At 62.3% G+C, this 16,531-nt stretch carries 15 protein-coding genes; 1 reads left to right on the top strand and 14 read right to left on the bottom strand.

What is annotated here, in order from left to right; translation table 11 throughout:
* Window positions 1-107: 107 nt before the first annotated feature.
* Complete coding sequence (locus EXN22_RS10940; protein ID WP_130264060.1) at window positions 108-428, top strand: ogr/Delta-like zinc finger family protein; 321 nt, start codon at window positions 108-110, stop codon at window positions 426-428.
* Window positions 429-488: 60 nt separating this feature from the next.
* On the opposite strand, the gene nuoN is transcribed toward EXN22_RS10940, so the two are convergent.
* The 14 genes from nuoN to EXN22_RS11010 form a co-directional block, all read right to left on the bottom strand.
* Window positions 489-1,958: an NADH-quinone oxidoreductase subunit NuoN gene (gene nuoN, locus EXN22_RS10945; RefSeq protein WP_130264061.1), complete on the bottom strand. Its 1,470-nt coding sequence runs from the start codon at window positions 1,956-1,958 to the stop codon at window positions 489-491.
* A 7-nt stretch (window positions 1,959-1,965) separates the two neighbouring features.
* Entirely contained in the window at window positions 1,966-3,498 is a 1,533-nt protein-coding gene (nuoM, locus tag EXN22_RS10950) for an NADH-quinone oxidoreductase subunit M (RefSeq protein WP_130264062.1), read from the bottom strand.
* A 39-nt stretch (window positions 3,499-3,537) separates the two neighbouring features.
* Window positions 3,538-5,391 carry an NADH-quinone oxidoreductase subunit L gene (nuoL, locus tag EXN22_RS10955; RefSeq protein WP_130264063.1) on the bottom strand — a complete coding sequence of 618 codons (1,854 nt, stop codon included), beginning with the start codon at window positions 5,389-5,391 and terminating at the stop codon, window positions 3,538-3,540.
* Window positions 5,388-5,696, bottom strand: coding sequence for an NADH-quinone oxidoreductase subunit NuoK (gene nuoK, locus EXN22_RS10960; RefSeq protein WP_130264064.1), 309 nt, complete (start codon window positions 5,694-5,696; stop codon window positions 5,388-5,390). Before nuoK ends, nuoL begins: the two co-directional genes overlap by 4 nt.
* A 4-nt stretch (window positions 5,697-5,700) precedes the next feature.
* Window positions 5,701-6,201: an NADH-quinone oxidoreductase subunit J gene (nuoJ, locus tag EXN22_RS10965; protein ID WP_038996050.1), complete on the bottom strand. Its 501-nt coding sequence runs from the start codon at window positions 6,199-6,201 to the stop codon at window positions 5,701-5,703.
* 9 nt (window positions 6,202-6,210) lie between these two features.
* Complete coding sequence (gene nuoI, locus EXN22_RS10970; protein ID WP_009400993.1) at window positions 6,211-6,759, bottom strand: NADH-quinone oxidoreductase subunit NuoI; 549 nt, start codon at window positions 6,757-6,759, stop codon at window positions 6,211-6,213.
* An 11-nt stretch (window positions 6,760-6,770) separates the two neighbouring features.
* A complete protein-coding gene (gene nuoH / locus EXN22_RS10975; protein WP_038996049.1) occupies window positions 6,771-7,778 on the bottom strand; it encodes an NADH-quinone oxidoreductase subunit NuoH in 1,008 nt (335 codons plus the stop codon).
* Complete coding sequence (nuoG, locus tag EXN22_RS10980) at window positions 7,775-10,489, bottom strand: NADH-quinone oxidoreductase subunit NuoG (RefSeq protein WP_130264065.1); 2,715 nt, start codon at window positions 10,487-10,489, stop codon at window positions 7,775-7,777. The genes nuoH and nuoG overlap by 4 nt, the downstream gene beginning before the upstream one ends.
* A 133-nt stretch (window positions 10,490-10,622) precedes the next feature.
* Entirely contained in the window at window positions 10,623-11,996 is a 1,374-nt protein-coding gene (nuoF, locus tag EXN22_RS10985) for an NADH-quinone oxidoreductase subunit NuoF (RefSeq protein ID WP_130264066.1), read from the bottom strand.
* On the bottom strand, window positions 11,993-12,490 hold the full coding sequence (gene nuoE, locus EXN22_RS10990; protein ID WP_130264067.1) for an NADH-quinone oxidoreductase subunit NuoE: 498 nt from the start codon (window positions 12,488-12,490) through the stop codon (window positions 11,993-11,995). Before nuoE ends, nuoF begins: the two co-directional genes overlap by 4 nt.
* 2 nt (window positions 12,491-12,492) lie before the next feature.
* Complete coding sequence (gene nuoC / locus EXN22_RS10995) at window positions 12,493-14,274, bottom strand: NADH-quinone oxidoreductase subunit C/D (RefSeq protein WP_130264068.1); 1,782 nt, start codon at window positions 14,272-14,274, stop codon at window positions 12,493-12,495.
* Between the two features lie 78 nt (window positions 14,275-14,352).
* Window positions 14,353-15,030 (bottom strand): NADH-quinone oxidoreductase subunit B, encoded by a 678-nt coding sequence (locus tag EXN22_RS11000; RefSeq protein WP_130264069.1) that lies wholly within the window; start codon window positions 15,028-15,030, stop codon window positions 14,353-14,355.
* Between the two features lie 10 nt (window positions 15,031-15,040).
* Window positions 15,041-15,454 carry an NADH-quinone oxidoreductase subunit A gene (locus tag EXN22_RS11005; RefSeq protein WP_010220397.1) on the bottom strand — a complete coding sequence of 138 codons (414 nt, stop codon included), beginning with the start codon at window positions 15,452-15,454 and terminating at the stop codon, window positions 15,041-15,043.
* Between the two features lie 358 nt (window positions 15,455-15,812).
* Window positions 15,813-16,475, bottom strand: a complete 663-nt coding sequence (locus tag EXN22_RS11010; RefSeq protein ID WP_130264070.1) for a lysoplasmalogenase — start codon at window positions 16,473-16,475, stop codon at window positions 15,813-15,815.
* Window positions 16,476-16,531: the final 56 nt, after the last annotated feature.

Below are 16,531 nucleotides of genomic sequence, written 5' to 3' on the forward strand. Positions count from 1 at the left end.
AGCAGGTTGATGAACGAGACACGGGCGGCCAGAGAGGCTGCCACGTTCGCCACTGTGGCTTTTCCAGTGTTCTCTCCGGTGGCAGCTGATTGCTTAGGGAGGCGCGGTTGAGTACCTACAAATTGGTCTGCCCTCACTGCAAAAGCCGTATGCGCATACGTACCAGTGAAGGGCGTCATATCTTTCTTCGAATCGCGTATCTGCAATGCACTACCGAGGCGTGTGGCTGGTCAGTACGGGCCGAGTTCGAAATGACCCATGAGTTGTCACCCAGTGGGATGCCAGACCCGCAGGTCCATCTACCCCGTGCCAGTGGCGAGGTGCGCAAGGCCGCACTTGAGCCTGGCCTGCAGAAGAGTCCCGGCCCGCGGGCGCGCAGAGCGTCATCAATCAAGACAAACAAGGCCCTTGGGCCCAATTGCGCCTGAGTGGCAGGGCGAAAACGAAAACACCCCGCCGAGGCGGGGTGTTTGTCATTGCAGCAACGATCAGCCGATCAGTTGCAGGCCTGCATGCTGAACCATGTCCAGCAACGGCTGCGGGTAAACACCCAGCACAAAGGCGAGGATCGCAATGGCCAGCAGCATGACGCCGCCGGTGCGCTGTTCCCAGTTCAGCGGGGCGTCGTGGCGACGCAGGTTTGGCTCGATCAGGAACAGGGTGACCATCACGCGCAGGTAGTAGAACACGCCGATGGCGCTACCGATCACCAGGGCACCGACCAGCCACCACAGCTGCGACTCGACGCCGGTGGCGATGATGTAGAACTTGCCGATGAAGCCTGCGGTCAGCGGAATACCGGCCAGCGACAGCATCATCACGGTCAGTACCGCGGTCAGGTACGGACGGCGCCAGAACAGGCCACGGTACTCATACAGGGCGTCGGCGTCACGGCCGTTGTATGGCGAGGACATCAGTGTGATCACGCCGAAGGCACCGAGGCTGGTGATCACGTAGGTGACCAGGTACACGCCGATGGCTTCAACGGCCAGGCCCTTGCTCGCCACCAGGGCGATCAGCAGGTAGCCGAAGTGGGCAATCGAGGAGTAACCGAGCAGGCGCTTGAGGTTGCTCTGGGTCAGCGCCAGCAGGTTACCGATCAGGATCGAGGCCACGGCGATCACCGACAGCACGGTGGTCAGCACGCCGCTGCTGGCAGCAGGGGAGAGCATGAACAGGCGCACCACGACGGCGAACACGGCAACCTTGCTGGCGGTGGCCAGGAAGGCGGCAACCGGTGCCGGAGCACCTTCGTACACGTCCGGGGTCCACAGGTGGAACGGCACCAGCGACAGTTTGAACGCCAGGCCGACCAGCATCATGCCCAGGCCCAGCTGGGCGATCATGCTCGGCATGCTGGTGGTTGCCAGGGCCTTGCCGATGCCGTCGAAGCTCAGGCTGCCAGCGTCGGCATACAGCAGCGCCATGCCGAACAGCAGGAAAGCGGAACCGGCGGCCGAGAGCACCATGTACTTGATGCCGGCTTCCAGCGAGCGCTTGTTGAAGAAGGCATAGGCGACCAGGCCGTAGACCGGTACCGACAGCAGCTCCAGGCCAATGAACAGGCCCGCCAGGTGTTGCGCGCAGACCAGCACCAGGCCACCCAGGGCAGCCATCAGGATCAGCAGGTACAGTTCTTCGCGGTTGCCCGGGTAACCCTTGCCGCCATCACCCAGGTAAGCATGGGCGAGGGTGACGCAGGCCAGGGTGGCGACCAGGATCAGCGCCATGTACAGGCAGGCGAAGTTGTCGATGGTCAGCAGCGGGGTCACTGCCAGTGGCGCGACCTTCAAGCTCGGGATGATCGACAGCAGGGCCAGGTTCAGGCCCACGGTCGACAGCAGGAAGGTTTGTGAGTGGTTGCGGCGCCAGGCGATCGCCAGCATCACCACGACAGTGGTGATGGTGAGGATCAGCAGTGGCGCAAGCGCGATAAAGTGTTGAATCGTCAGGTCCATAGCGCTCTTACCGGGCCGAAGCGAGTTGAGTGAAAGCGGAGCCGAACCACTGCTGCACACCTGTCATTGTTGCAGCGGAAGTGTCGAGGAACGGCTGCGGGTAGACGCCCAGCAGGATCAGCAGGCCAGCCAGGCCCAGTACCATGATCAATTCGCGGGTATCCATGCCAGCCAGGACTTCATCCGACTTCGACGGGCCGAAGTAGGCACGGTGAATCATGATCAGCGAGTAGACCGAACCGAACACCAGGCCGCAGGTGGCGATGACGGTGATCCATGGCGAGACGGCGAAGGTGCCGATCAGGATCAGGAATTCACCCACGAAGTTACCGGCGCCCGGCATACCGAGCGAGGCAGCGGCGAAGAACAGACTGACGGCTGGCAGGTAGGCGATGCGGTGCCACAAACCGCCCATCTGACGCATGTCACGGGTGTGCAGACGCTCGTACAGCTGGCCGCTGAGGATAAACAGCGCCGCAGCCGACACACCATGCGCCAGCATCAGGATCACCGCACCTTGCAAGGCTTGCGGGCTGCCGGAGTAGATACCGATCAACACGAAGCCCATGTGCGAGACGCTGGAGAAGGCGATCAGGCGCTTGATATCGGTCTGGGCGAAGGCCAGGAACGCACCGTAGAAAATCCCGATCAGACCCAGGGTCATGGCGATCGGTGCGAACTCGGCCGAGGCATTGGGGAACAGCGGCAGGGCGAAACGCAGCAGGCCGTAGGCCGCCGTTTTCAGCAAGATACCCGCCAGGTCCACGGAGCCTGCGGTCGGTGCCTGGGCGTGAGCGTCAGGCAGCCAGGAGTGGAAGGGTACCACCGGCAGCTTGACCGCGAAGGCGATGAAGAAGCCGAGCATCAGCAGGTATTCGGTGCCAGCTGGCAGCTCGGCCTTGAGCAACTGGGTGTAGTCGAAGGTGATTACCCCGGTGTTGCTGTAGTTGACCAGGACCAGGCCGAGGATCGCCACCAGCATGATCAGGCCGCTGGCCTGGGTGAAGATGAAGAACTTGGTCGCGGCGTAGATCCGGGTCTTCTTGCCATCCGAGGAGCTGTGACCCCAGAGCGCGATGAGGAAATACATCGGCACCAGCATCATTTCCCAGAAGAAGAAGAACAGGAACAGGTCCAGAGCCAGGAACACACCGACCACGCCGCCGAGGATCCACATCAGGTTGAGGTGGAAGAAGCCGACGTGGCGGGTGATCTCTTTCCAGGAGCACAGTACCGAGAGCACACCGAGCAGGCCGGTGAGCAGGATCATCAGCAGCGACAGGCCGTCCAGGGCCAGGTGCAGGCTGATGCCGAAGCGCTCGATCCACAGCACTTTGAACTCGTAGGCCCACTGTGGTGCGGCACCCGGCGCAGGGGCCAGGGTGTAGTCGCCGTTGGCCCACAGCCAAAGGCCGGTAGCCAGCAGCAGGGACATGGTCAGCAGCGCAATCCAGCGCGGCAGGGTGGCGCCGAAGCGCTCACCCAGCCAGCACAGCAGGCCGCCGATGAAGGGGATCAGGATCAGCCAAGGCAAAATCATGACGGGCTCAATTCCTTTCGCAAAGTCGCAAGGTTCATATCAGACCGCAGCCATAACAACGGCACCGAGAACAAGCACGGCACCTACGGCGATCGAAGCGGTGTACCAGCGCAGCTGACCGGTTTCGGTTTTGCTCATGGCGGCATGACCGCCCTTGGCCATACGCGGAATCAGGCCAATGCTGCGGTCTACCGGATCCTTGCGCAGGATGTGGGCGATCAGCAGGTAAGGTTTGACGAACAGCTTGTCGTAGATCCAGTCGAAGCCCCAGGCGGCGAACCACCAGGCCGACAGCACACGACCGATACTGCTGCTGGCGATCGCGGTGACCAGGCGACGCTTGCCCAGGAACAGCATCGCGGCCAGCAGGATACCGGCGATGGCGATGGCGCCCGAGGCAATTTCCAGGCTGTGCTTGGCTTCACCGCCGGCATGGCCGACGCTTTGCGGCAGCACGCCCGCCAGTGGTGGAGTAATCCAGGCACCGACGAAGGTCGACAGCACGATCAGCACACCCAGTGGCAGCCAGTGGGCGATGCCGTGGCCAGCGTGAGCTTCGGTCTTGGCTTCACCGTGGAAGGTGATGAAGATCAGGCGGAAGGTGTACAGCGAGGTCATGAAGGCGCCGACCAGGCCGGCGTACAGCAGGCCGTTGTTGCCGCTGGCGAACGCTTCCCAGAGGATCTCGTCCTTGGAGTAGAAGCCGGCGGTCAGCAGCGGCAGGGCAGCCAGGGCTGCACCACCGACGATGAAGCTGGCGTAGGCCAGTGGCAGTTTCTTCCACAGGCCGCCCATTTTGAAGATGTTCTGCTCGTGGTGGCAGGCAACGATCACCGCACCGGAGGCAAGGAACAGCAGGGCCTTGAAGAAGGCGTGGGTCATCAGGTGGAAGATCGCGCCTTCCCAGGCACCCACGCCCAGGGCCAGGAACATGTAGCCGATCTGGCTCATGGTCGAGTAGGCGAGGATACGCTTGATGTCGGTCTGAACCAGGGCTGCGAAGCCTGCCAGTACCAAGGTCACGCCGCCGACCACACCGACCAGGTGCAGCACGTCGGGTGCCAGGGCGAACAGGCCGTGGGTACGGGCAATCAGGTAGACACCTGCGGTGACCATGGTTGCCGCGTGGATCAGCGCCGAAACCGGAGTAGGGCCGGCCATTGCGTCGGCGAGCCAGGTCTGCAGTGGCAGCTGGGCCGATTTACCGACCGCGCCGCCGAGCAGCATCAGGGTCGCCAGGACCATCCAGAAATCACCCGCCTGGAACTTCTGCGGGGCCAGCACCAGCAGTTCCTGAATGTTCAGGGTGCCCAGTTGCTGGAACAGGATGAACAGGCCGATGGCCATGAACACGTCGCCGATACGGGTGACGATGAAGGCTTTGAGTGCGGCGTTACCGTTGTTGCGGTTGCTGTAGTAGAAACCGATCAACAGGTACGAGCACAGGCCCACGCCTTCCCAACCGAAGTAAATGAACAGCAGGTTGTCGCCCAGGATCAGGAACAGCATGCTGGCAATGAACAGGTTGGTGTAGGCGAAGAAGCGCGAGTAGCCGGCTTCACCGCGCATGTACCAGGAGGCGAACAGGTGGATCAGGAAGCCCACGCCAACGACCACGCCAAGCATGGTCACCGACAGGCCGTCCAGGTACAGGGTGAAGTTCGGCGCAAAACCGTCCACCGACATCCACTGCCACAGCAGCTGGCTGTACGCGCCGCCTTGCGGCGGTGCGACGTTGAACTGCCAGATCACGTAGGCGGCGACGATGGCCGACAGGCCAATGGAGCCGACACCGACCAGCGCCGACAGGTTCTCGGACCAGCGACCGCGCGAGAACGACAGCAGCAGGAAGCCGATCAGGGGGAATACGAACGTCAGAAAGAGAAGGTTCATCCGCGCATCTCACTGGCTGCATCGATGTCGAGGGTGTGGAAGCGGCGATACAGCTGCAGCAGGATCGCCAGGCCAATACTGGCCTCGGCCGCTGCCAGGCTGATCACCAGGATGAACATGATCTGCCCATCCGGTTGCGCCCAGCGGCTGCCCGCAACGATGAAGGCCAATGCCGAGGCGTTCATCATGATTTCCAGGCTCATCAACACGAAAAGAATGTTGCGGCGCACCATCAGGCCAACGAGGCCGAGGCTGAACAGGATGCCGGCGACTGCCAGGCCATGTTCGAGAGGAATTGCTGGCATGTGATTACTCCTTCGCCTCGTTGCGGCCGAGGTGGAAAGCCGTCACCGCTGCAGCGAGCAGCAGCATCGAGGCCAGTTCCACCACCAGCAGGTAAGGGCCGAACAGGCTGATGCCGACGGCCTTGGCGTCAACGGTGGTGTGGCCGATGCCGGCGCCGCTTTCGCTGGCGAACAGCACGTACAGCAGCTCGACCAGCAGCAGTGCGCCAAGCACCACAGGGCCGAGCCAGATGCCCGGTTTGAGCCAGCCGCGCTCCTGGGCGACCGAAGCCGGCCCCAGGTTGAGCATCATCACCACGAAGACGAACAGCACCATGATGGCGCCAGCATAGGCGATCACTTCCAGGACACCGGCGAACGGCGCGCCGAGGGCGAAGAAGGTCATCGCCACGGAGATCAGCGAAATGATCAGGTAGAGCAGGGCGTGCACCGGGTTGGTGTTGGTGATCACCCGAAGGGTGGACACCACTGCGACACCGGATGCGAAATAGAAAGCGAATTCCATCTTTCTTCCTTAAGGGAGCAAGCTCTTCACGTTGATCGGCTCGGCTTCGTTCTGCGCGGCGCCTTTGGGCTTGCCGGCAACGGCCATACCTGCAACACGGTAGAAGTTGTAATCAGGGTTCTTGCCGGGGCCGGAGATCAGCAGATCTTCTTTCTCGTACACCAGGTCCTGACGTTTGAACTCGGCCATTTCGAAATCCGGCGTGAGCTGGATCGCGGTGGTCGGGCAGGCTTCCTCGCAGAGGCCGCAGAAAATGCAACGGGAGAAGTTGATGCGGAAGAACTCCGGGTACCAACGACCGTCTTCTGTTTCGGCTTTCTGCAGCGAGATGCAACCCACCGGGCAGGCCACGGCACACAGGTTGCACGCTACACAGCGTTCTTCGCCATCCGGGTCGCGGGTCAGGACGATGCGGCCACGGTAGCGTGGCGGCAGGTAGACCGGCTCTTCGGGGTACTGCAGGGTGTCACGTTTGCGAAAACCGTGAGAGAACACCATTACCAGGCTGCGTAGCTGGGTGCCAGTGCCCTTAACGATGTCGCCAATATACTTGAACATGGGTCAAATCCTCACTGGGCCGCAACAGCTGGCGTGTTGAGCAACACAAGCGCAGCGGTCACCAGCAAATTGATCAGGGTCAGCGGCAGGCAGAACTTCCAGCTGAAGTCCATCACCTGGTCATAACGCGGGCGCGGGATCGAAGCGCGCAGCAGGATGAACAGCATGATGAAGAACGCGGTCTTCAGGGCGAACCAGACGAACGACAGTTGCGGCAGAATGCCGAACGGGCCGTGCCAGCCACCGAAGAACAGGGTTACCAGCAGCGCCGAGATCAGGATGATGCCGATGTACTCACCGACGAAGAACATGCCCCACTTCATGCCAGCATATTCAATGTGGTAACCGTCGGCCAGTTCCTGTTCCGCTTCGGGCTGGTCGAACGGGTGACGGTGAGTCACGGCGACGCCAGCGATGAAGAAGGTGCAGAAGCCGAAGAACTGCGGAATGATGAACCACAGGTTCTGCGCCTGGTAGTCGACGATGTCGCGCATGTTGAACGAGCCGACCTGGGCGACGATGCCCATCAGCGCCAGGCCCATGAACACTTCGTACGACACGGTTTGGGCCGAGGCCCGCAGGCTGCCGAGCAGGGCATACTTGTTGTTCGACGACCAGCCGGCGAACAGCACCGCGTATACCGACAGACCGGCCATGGCGAAGAAGAACAGCAGGCCGATGTTCAGGTCCGCGACACCCCAGGTCGGGGTGATCGGGATGATCGCGAAAGCGATCAGCAAGGCGCTCATGGCCACCACCGGCGCCAGGGTGAAGATCACCTTGTCGACGAAGGGCGGGTTCCAGTCTTCCTTGAAGAACATCTTCAGCATGTCGGCGGCGATCTGGAACATACCGAACGGGCCGACGCGGTTCGGACCGTAACGGTCCTGCCACCAGCCCAGCAGGCGCCGCTCGACGAAGCTGAGCAGCGCACCGCAGACCACCACGGCCAGCAAGACCACGATGGCCTTGATGACGGTGATGATCACATCGATCACTTCAGGGGTGAACCAGGTCATTGTGCTGCCTCCTGCAGGCCTTCGACGGATGCACCGAAGATGGCTGGCGGAATGCCGGCCAGGCCTTTGGGCAGGGCAACCAGGCCTGCGCCCAGTTCTTCATTGATGCGCAACGGCAGACGCAGGGTCTGGCCTGCGACGTTCAGGCTGAGCAGGGCGCCATCGTTGACCCCCAGGCGGTCGGCCTCGGACTTGGCCAGGCCAACGTAGGCCTGCGGGATACGCTCTTGCACCGGTGCTGCGCGCGAAGAGTTCTCTTCGCTGCCGAACAGGTGGTAGAACGGCACCGCCTGCCAGGTACCGCGGGCCGGGGCGAATGCCGCCGGAACGCTGGCGAACCAGTTCAGCTTGTCGCCCTGGGTTTCGATCAGGCGGGTGCCCGGGTCGCCTGCGCGCAGGTGACCACCGACCTCGTCCTGGAACTTGTTCCAGGCTTGTGGCGAGTTCCAGCCTGGCGACCAGGCGAACGGCACTTGCGAGCGCGGTTCGGCCGAACCCGAGTAACCTTCCATGGAGAAGGCGAACGGGGTGTCCTTGTCTTGCGGGGTACGCGGCTCATGCACGCTGATGTTGGCGCGCATGGCGGTACGGCCGGAGTAGCGCAGCGGCTCACGCGCAAGCTTCATGCCCTTGATGCGGAACGAAGCGGACGGCGCGGCGTTGACGATGCCACTCAGTTGCGGCGCAGCGGCGGCGCAGGCGCTGGTGACGTGGTCCAGCTGGGTCCAGTCGACCGGTTTGTTGAGCAAGGTGGCACGCAGGGCGTGCATCCAGCGCCAGCCTTCGTGAACCAGGATGCTGCTGTCCAGGTAGGTCGGATCGAACACCTGGAAGAAGCGCTGGGCGCGGCCTTCCTGGCTGACCAGGGTGCCGTCGCCTTCGGCGAAGCTCGCCGCCGGCAGCACCAGATGAGCGCGCTCGCTGGTGGCGGTTTTCTGGTGATCGGCAACGATGACCACTTTGGCAGCGGCCAGGGCAGCGTCGACCTTGGCAGCGGCAACGCGGCTGTACAGGTCGTTTTCCAGCACGACGATGGCGTCGGCACGGCCTTCGATCACCGCGTCCAGGGCGGCATCGATCGACTCGCCACCGAGCATGGCCATGCCGAGGCTGTTGGCCTCGGGGACCACCAGGCTCAGGGAGCCGTTCTTCTCACGCAGCTTCAGGGCCTTGGCGATGTTGGCCGCGGCCTCGATCAGGGCGTTGGAGCCCAGCGAGGTACCGGCAACCACCAGCGGACGGTTGGCCGCCACCAGGGCGTCGGCGATGCGCTTGGCCAGGGCCAGGGCTTCGGCATCCAGGCCGTCGACGGCAGGTGCGCTCGGGTCGATGGCGTGCGCCACGGCGAAACCGATGCGGGCGAGGTCTGCAGGGGCTGCGTGCACGCACTCTTCGGCAACGTCATCGAGCTTGGTTTCGGCCAGGCTTGCGATGAACAGCGGGTACATGGCGTGCTGGCCGATGTTCTTCACCGCGGCATCGAGCCAAGGCTGAACGCGCATGGCATCGGCCATGGCTTCGGCCTTGCCCTTGACCGACTGGCGCAGGGCCAGGGCCACGCGGGCTGCGGTCTGGGTCAGGTCTTCGCCGAGGACGAACACCGCGTCATGGTCTTCCATGTCGCGCAGGGTCGGGACCGGCAGCGGGCTGTCGTTGAGCACTTGCAGGGCCAGGCGTACGCGCGCCAGTTCACCGGCTTCCATGCCCGAGTAGAAGTGCTCGGCACCGACCAGCTCACGCAGGCCATAGTTGCTTTCGAGGCTGGCGCGCGGCGAGCCGATACCGACGATATTGCGCCCGCGCAGCATGTCGGCGGCCTTGTCCAGGGCGGCATCCAGGCTCAGCTTGCTGCCATCGGCCAGCAGTGGCTGGCGTGGACGGTCTTCACGGTTGACGTAGCCATAGCCGAAACGGCCACGGTCGCAGAGGAAGTACTGGTTGACCGAACCGTTGAAGCGGTTTTCGATGCGACGCAGTTCGCCGTAACGCTCGCCCGGGCTGATGTTGCAACCGCTGGAGCAGCCATGGCAGATGCTCGGGGCGAACTGCATGTCCCATTTGCGGTTGTAGCGCTCGGAGTGGGTCTTGTCGGTGAACACACCGGTCGGGCAGACCTCGGTGAGGTTGCCGGAGAACTCGCTCTCGAGGGTGCCGTCTTCAACACGCCCAAAGTAGACGTTGTCGTGGGCACCGAACACGCCCAGGTCGGTACCGCCAGCGTAGTCCTTGTAGTAACGCACGCAACGGTAGCAGGCGATGCAGCGGTTCATCTCGTGGGAGATGAACGGGCCCAGTTGCTGGTTCTGGTGGGTACGCTTGGTGAAACGGTAGCGGCGCTCGTTGTGGCCGGTCATCACCGTCATGTCTTGCAGGTGGCAGTGACCGCCTTCCTCGCACACCGGGCAGTCGTGCGGGTGGTTGGTCATCAGCCATTCGACGACGCTGGCACGGAATACCTTGGCTTCTTCGTCTTCGATGGAGATCCAGCTGCCATCGGTGGCAGGGGTCATGCAGGACATGACGATACGACCACGGGTGTCGTTCTCGTCGGTGTATTGCTTGACCGCGCACTGGCGGCAGGCACCGACGCTACCGAGCGCCGGGTGCCAGCAGAAATAGGGGATGTCGAGGCCGAGCGACAGACACGCCTGTAACAGGTTGTCTGCGCCGTTGACTTCGAGCTCTTTGCCGTCTACGTGGATAGTGGCCATGGTTCAAAGTTCTTCGTTGGCCCGCGTCTGCGGGCGTGGCTAATGGAAATCTGTGTGCCTGCAGCCCGCGCCAGGTATCCCCGGGCGAGCTGTACAGGCAGCGGGCGGCACGGACCGCCCGCCTTGTTATTTGTTATGCGCCGACGACAATCGGCTTCGCCAGGTCCGGGCGCAGGCCGGCAGCGGCAGCAGCCGGTGCCTGGGCGGCAATGCCAGCCTCGAACTCAGGGCGGAAGTACTTGATCGCGCTACCCAGCGGCTCAACGGCGCCCGGGGCGTGTGCACAGAAAGTCTTGCCTGGGCCGAGGAAGCCGACCAGACCCAGCAGGGTCTCGATGTCGCCCTGCTGGCCCTGGCCTTTCTCGAGGGCGCGCAGGAGCTTGACGCTCCACGGCAGGCCATCGCGGCAAGGGGTGCAGAAGCCACAGGATTCACGGGCAAAGAACTCTTCCATGTTGCGCAGCAGCGAGACCATGTTGACGCTGTCGTCCACGGCCATGGCCAGGCCGGTACCCATGCGGGTGCCGACCTTGGCGATGCCACCGGCGTACATTTGCGCATCCAGGTGCTCGGGCAGCAGGAAACCAGTACCGGCGCCGCCTGGCTGCCAGCACTTGAGCTTGAAGCCATCGCGCATGCCGCCTGCGTAGTCTTCGAACAGCTCGCGGGCAGTGACGCCGAACGGCAGTTCCCACAGGCCGGGGTTCTTGACCTTGCCGGAGAAGCCCATCAGCTTGGTGCCGTGGTCTTCAGAACCTTCGCGGGCCAGCGACTTGTACCAGTCGATGCCGTTGCCGACGATGGCCGGCACGTTGCACAGGGTTTCGACGTTGTTCACGCAGGTCGGCTTGCCCCACACGCCGACAGCGGCCGGGAAGGGCGGCTTGGAGCGCGGATTGGCACGGCGGCCTTCGAGGGAGTTGATCAGGGCGGTTTCTTCACCGCAGATGTAGCGACCGGCACCGGTGTGGACAAACAGCTCGAAGTCGAAGCCGCTGCCGAGGATGTTCTTGCCCAGCAGGCCGGCGGCCTTGGCTTCCTGAACCGCGCGGTTGAGGTTGGCCGCCGCAGTGGTGTACTCGCCACGCAGGAAGATATAGCCACGGTAGGCTTTGAGTGCCCGGGCACTGATCAGCATGCCTTCGATCAGCAGATGGGGCTGTTGCTCCATCAGCATGCGGTCTTTCCAGGTGTTGGGCTCCATTTCATCCGCGTTGCACAGCAGGTAACGGATGTTCATGGACTCGTCTTTGGGCATCAGGCCCCATTTGACGCCGGTGGGGAAACCCGCACCGCCACGGCCCTTGAGCCCGGAATCTTTCACGGTCTGGACGATATCGTCCTGGGACATCTGCGCCAGGGCCTTGCGCGCGGCGGCGTAGCCGTCCTTGGCCTGGTACTCGTCGAGCCACAGTGGCTCGCCGTCGTCACGCAGGCGCCAGGTCAGCGGGTGGGTTTCGGCGGTGCGCGCAATGCGGTTGGCCGGGCCGAAGGAAGTGATGGTCATACGTAACCCTCCAGCAGCTTGGTGACGCCGGCAGGTTGCACGTCGCCAAAGGTGTCGTCGTCGATCATCAGCGCCGGGGCCTTGTCGCAGTTACCCAGGCAGCACACCGGCAGCAGGGTGAAGCGGCCGTCGGCGGTGGTCTGGCCCAGGCCGATGCCCAGCTCGCTCTGGATCTGGCTGACTACCGACTCGTGGCCGCCGATGTAGCAGACCATGCTGTCGCAGACGCGGATGATGTGCCGGCCAACCGGCTGACGGAAGATCTGACTATAGAAGGTCGCCACGCCTTCGACGTCGCTGGCAGGAATGCCGAGCACTTCGCCGATGGCATAGATGGCGCCGTCCGGCACCCAGCCGCGTTCCTTCTGAACGATCTTCAGGGCTTCGATGGACGCCGCGCGGGGATCCTCGTAGTGATGCATCTCGTGCTCGATGGCCGAGCGCTCGGTTTCGCTCAGGGCGAAACGGTCGGTTTGGATAAGCGTGTTGTTCATGCTTAGCGGTCCACGTCAGCCATAACGAAGTCGATACTGCCCAGGTACGCAATGAGGTCCGCAACCATGCTGCCGCGGATCACCGAAGGGATCTGCTGCAGGTGCGGGTAGCTCGGGGTGCGGATCCGGGTGCGGTAGCTCATGGTGCCGCCGTCGCTCGTCAGGTAGTAACTGTTGATGCCCTTGGTCGCCTCGATCATCTGGAAGGACTCGTTGGCCGGCATGACCGGGCCCCACGAAACTTGCAGGAAGTGCGTGATCAGGGTCTCGATGTGCTGCAGCGTGCGCTCTTTGGGCGGCGGCGTGGTCAGCGGGTGATCCGCCTTGTACGGACCTTCGGGCATGTTGCGCAGGCACTGGTCGATGATCTTGATGCTCTGGCGCATTTCTTCGACGCGAACCATGCAGCGGTCATAGGCATCGCCATTGCTGGCCAGCGGTACTTCGAACTCGAAGTTCTCGTAGCCGGAGTACGGGCGCGCCTTGCGCAGGTCGAAATCGCAACCGGTCGAACGCAGGCCGGCACCGGTGACGCCCCATTCCAGGGCCTCTTTGGTGTTGTAGGCGGCAACGCCGATGGTCCGGCCCTTGAGGATGCTGTTCTGCAGGGCGGCCTTGGTGTATTCGTCGAGGCGCTTTGGCAGCCAGTCAACGAAGTCCTTGACCAGCTTTTCCCAGCCGCGTGGCAGGTCGTGGGCGACACCACCGATACGGTACCAGGCCGGGTGCAGGCGGAAACCGGTAATGGCTTCGATCACGGTGTAGGCGCGCTGGCGGTCGGTGAAGGTGAAGAACACCGGGGTCATGGCGCCGACGTCCTGGATGTAGGTACCCAGGAACAGCAGGTGGCTGGTGATGCGGAAGAACTCGGCGAGCATGATGCGGATCACGTCGACTTTCTGCGGCACCTGGATGCCGGCCAGCTTCTCCACCGCCAGGACGTACGGCAGGTTGTTCATCACCCCGCCGAGGTAGTCGATACGGTCGGTGTAGGGGATGAAGCTGTGCCAGGACTGACGCTCGGCCATCTTCTCGGCACCACGGTGGTGGTAGCCGATGTCCGGGACGCAGTCGACGATCTCTTCGCCGTCCAGCTGCAAAACGATACGGAAGGCACCGTGGGCCGAAGGGTGGTTCGGGCCCAGGTTGAGGAACATGTAGTCCTCGTTGGTGCCATGACGTTTCATGCCCCAGGCTTCAGGGTTGAAGCGCGCTGCTTCTTCCTCGAGCTGCTGCTTGGCCAGGGTCAGGCTGTACGGATCGAATTCGGTGGCGCGGGCAGGGTAGTCCTTGCGCAGCGGGTGACCTTCCCAGGTCGGCGGCATCATGATCCGGGTCAGGTGCGGGTGGCCGGCAAAGTCGATGCCGAACATGTCCCAGACTTCACGCTCGTACCAGTTGGCGTTGGGCCAGATGCCGGTGACGGTAGGCAGGTTCAGGTCGCCTTCGCTCAAGGCCACCTTGATCATCACGTCGCTGTTACGTTCCACCGACAGCAGGTGGTAGAACACGCTGAAGTCGGCACCCGGCAGGCCGCGTCGTTGGGTGCGCAGGCGTTCGTCGACGCCGTGCAGGTCGTACAGCATGCTGTACGGCTTGGCGACATTGCGCAGGAAACTCAGCACGTCCTTGAGTTTTTCGCGGGCAACCCAAAGCACCGGCATGCCGGTGCGGGTTTCCTGGGCGACGAACGCTTCGGGGCCGAATTTGTTGTTCAGTTCGACGACCACATCCTGGTCGTCAGCCTTGTAAGGCGGGATATAAATAGCGGTGTCCGCTGTCATGGTCTCGGTCGCTTTGGGTCAACGTAGAGAATGAAGCCAGGCTGCCTGTCGCGCGTGCGCAGGCAACAGGTCGCTGGATCAGACTTCGTCGGGGCTGCGCAGGTGGGTGACCTGGATGCGCTGTTCACGGCGTTGCTCTTTCTGCGACGGCATCTCGGCACGGTAAATGCCTTGATCGCCGACAACCCAGGAAAGAGGACGACGCTCCTTGCCAATCGACTCCTGCAACAGCATCAAGCCTTGCAGGAAGGCTTCAGGGCGAGGCGGGCAGCCAGGGACATAGACATCCACGGGGAGGAACTTGTCGACCCCCTGAACGACCGAGTAAATGTCGTACATGCCACCGGAGTTGGCGCACGAACCCATGGAGATGACCCACTTGGGCTCGAGCATCTGCTCGTACAGGCGCTGGATGATCGGCGCCATCTTGATGAAGCAGGTGCCGGCGATGACCATGAAGTCGGCCTGGCGCGGCGATGCCCGGATGACTTCGGCGCCGAAGCGCGCGATGTCGTGGGGCGCCGTAAAGGCCGTGGTCATTTCCACGTAGCAGCAAGAGAGACCGAAGTTGTAGGGCCACAGGGAGTTCTTACGCCCCCAGTTGACCGCGCCACTGAGCACATCTTCAAGTTTGCCCATGAAGATGTTCTTGTGGACCTGGTCCTCTAGCAGCGAATCGGAGACGGTTTCCCGTTCTCCGATTGGATATTGCTCGTTGGGAGCATCCGGGTCGATTCTGGTGAGATTGTATTGCATTGCCAAAGCCTCATTGTTTCAGCTTCGCTTGCCGCTTGCGGCGACCTTCGGGAGCCCAATCAAGTGCCCCGACGCGCCATAGGTAGACAAGACCTGCCAACAGAATTGCTATGAAAACGAGTGCTTCGACGAATCCGGTCCAGCCGCTTTCGCGGACGGACACAGACCATGCAAAGAGAAAGAGGGCTTCGATATCGAAGATCACGAACAGCATCGCGACCAGATAGAATTTGGCTGACAGGCGCAAGCGGGCGCCGCCAGTGGGCAGCATGCCGGACTCGAAGGGTTCGTTCTTGCTGCGGCCCCAGGCCTTGCTGCCGAGCAGGGCGGACAGACCGAGCATGAAGGCACACAGGCCTACGACACCCAAAAGGAAAATGGCAAAGCCCCAGTTGTGGGCGATGAGTCCTGTCGAATCGGGCATGCTGAAAATCCTTATACAGAGACCAGTCTCTGCGGCTTGAAAAGAAGTAGAGCAGTGACGATATGTCGCAGCGAAATCTATCGCGCTGATTTTATGGGTAAACCCGGTGCAAGTAAAATTTCTGCAGCAAATTTATTCGTAAGATTAAGAACAAAAATCTTTCGTAACAGCCTGCAGGCCACGTGGACCGGGCATTGCCCCGGGTTCTGTTAATTATGTTTCTTGCAACGCGTAATGAATTGGTTGCTTCGTAATGATAATTAATATCATTTGAGGTTGTGCGATTAGTCCTACTGTTCGAGTCAACTACAAAGTTGTGCAACATAGCCGGCACCTGCAAGTTTCCACACCCTGTGTTTTAACCTGTTTTTTCTTGCCCTGCCGCGCTCTGGATCAAGGCTTTTGCCGATTGCCTGGTGTAGGCCGAGGCTGCAATCGCCCACTGGCCCAGCCAGTAGGCAAGGATGATCAGGTATTGGGCGGCGCCAAACGGGCTGACGAAGCGGTCGATGCCGATCAGGCTGTCGGAAAACACGAACGCGACTGCGCCCAGAGCCGCGAGCCCGCCACAGGCCAGGGCGCGCCAGAGCATGGCGCTGATCGCCAGGGCATACACGCTGACGGGAATCAGCAGTTCTCCCAGGCCGGAGCTGACTAGCAGCCCCAGCAATGCGGCCCCGGCAACTACCGAGGCTAGCAGGGCGGCGGGTGCCGGCTGGCGGCTTTCGCCCAGGTAGCCACGCAGGTAAGCCAGGTGCGCGCAGAGGAAGGCCGCCAGGCCAAACACGAACAGGTCGCCCGGCACGGCCAGCAGAATGTCACCGAGCAAGGAAAAGCCCAGGCCGATGATGATCCAGCGCCGATAGTGAGTGGGTTCTGCAGTGCTGAGCCAGTAGATCAGGGCCAGTACCGGGATCGGCTTGACTGCCAAGCCCAGCAGCGCATTGCCGCTGGCCAGTGCATATAGATAGAAGGCAGCGCCGAACAGGGCCAGGCAGAGCAGGGTGACGGGGCGGGACATGGCCAATCCTTGGTGTTGTTATGCACCTAGCATAGCCTGTACGAGCGGGCATGACC

It is taken from the genome of Pseudomonas tructae (genome assembly GCF_004214895.1).
In the GTDB taxonomy this organism is placed as follows: Bacteria; Pseudomonadota; Gammaproteobacteria; order Pseudomonadales; family Pseudomonadaceae; genus Aquipseudomonas; species Aquipseudomonas tructae.

Excerpts from the sequence above, each read along its gene's own strand:
- nuoF (WP_130264066.1), bottom strand. The coding sequence starts at position 11,996 with ATGACCATCACTTCCTTCGGCCCGGCCAACCGCATTGCGCGCACCGCC.
- nuoL (WP_130264063.1), bottom strand. The coding sequence starts at position 5,391 with ATGAACCTTCTCTTTCTGACGTTCGTATTCCCCCTGATCGGCTTCCTG.
- nuoN (WP_130264061.1), bottom strand. The coding sequence starts at position 1,958 with ATGGACCTGACGATTCAACACTTTATCGCGCTTGCGCCACTGCTGATC.
- nuoJ (WP_038996050.1), bottom strand. The coding sequence starts at position 6,201 with ATGGAATTCGCTTTCTATTTCGCATCCGGTGTCGCAGTGGTGTCCACC.
- nuoH (WP_038996049.1), bottom strand. The coding sequence starts at position 7,778 with ATGACCTGGTTCACCCCTGAAGTGATCGATGTGATCATCACCGTCATC.
- nuoG (WP_130264065.1), bottom strand. The coding sequence starts at position 10,489 with ATGGCCACTATCCACGTAGACGGCAAAGAGCTCGAAGTCAACGGCGCA.
- nuoC (WP_130264068.1), bottom strand. The coding sequence starts at position 14,274 with ATGACAGCGGACACCGCTATTTATATCCCGCCTTACAAGGCTGACGAC.
- nuoK (WP_130264064.1), bottom strand. The coding sequence starts at position 5,696 with ATGCCAGCAATTCCTCTCGAACATGGCCTGGCAGTCGCCGGCATCCTG.
- EXN22_RS11010 (WP_130264070.1), bottom strand. The coding sequence starts at position 16,475 with ATGTCCCGCCCCGTCACCCTGCTCTGCCTGGCCCTGTTCGGCGCTGCC.
- nuoE (WP_130264067.1), bottom strand. The coding sequence starts at position 12,490 with ATGAACAACACGCTTATCCAAACCGACCGTTTCGCCCTGAGCGAAACC.
- EXN22_RS11000 (WP_130264069.1), bottom strand. The coding sequence starts at position 15,030 with ATGCAATACAATCTCACCAGAATCGACCCGGATGCTCCCAACGAGCAA.
- nuoI (WP_009400993.1), bottom strand. The coding sequence starts at position 6,759 with ATGTTCAAGTATATTGGCGACATCGTTAAGGGCACTGGCACCCAGCTA.
- nuoM (WP_130264062.1), bottom strand. The coding sequence starts at position 3,498 with ATGATTTTGCCTTGGCTGATCCTGATCCCCTTCATCGGCGGCCTGCTG.
- EXN22_RS11005 (WP_010220397.1), bottom strand. The coding sequence starts at position 15,454 with ATGCCCGATTCGACAGGACTCATCGCCCACAACTGGGGCTTTGCCATT.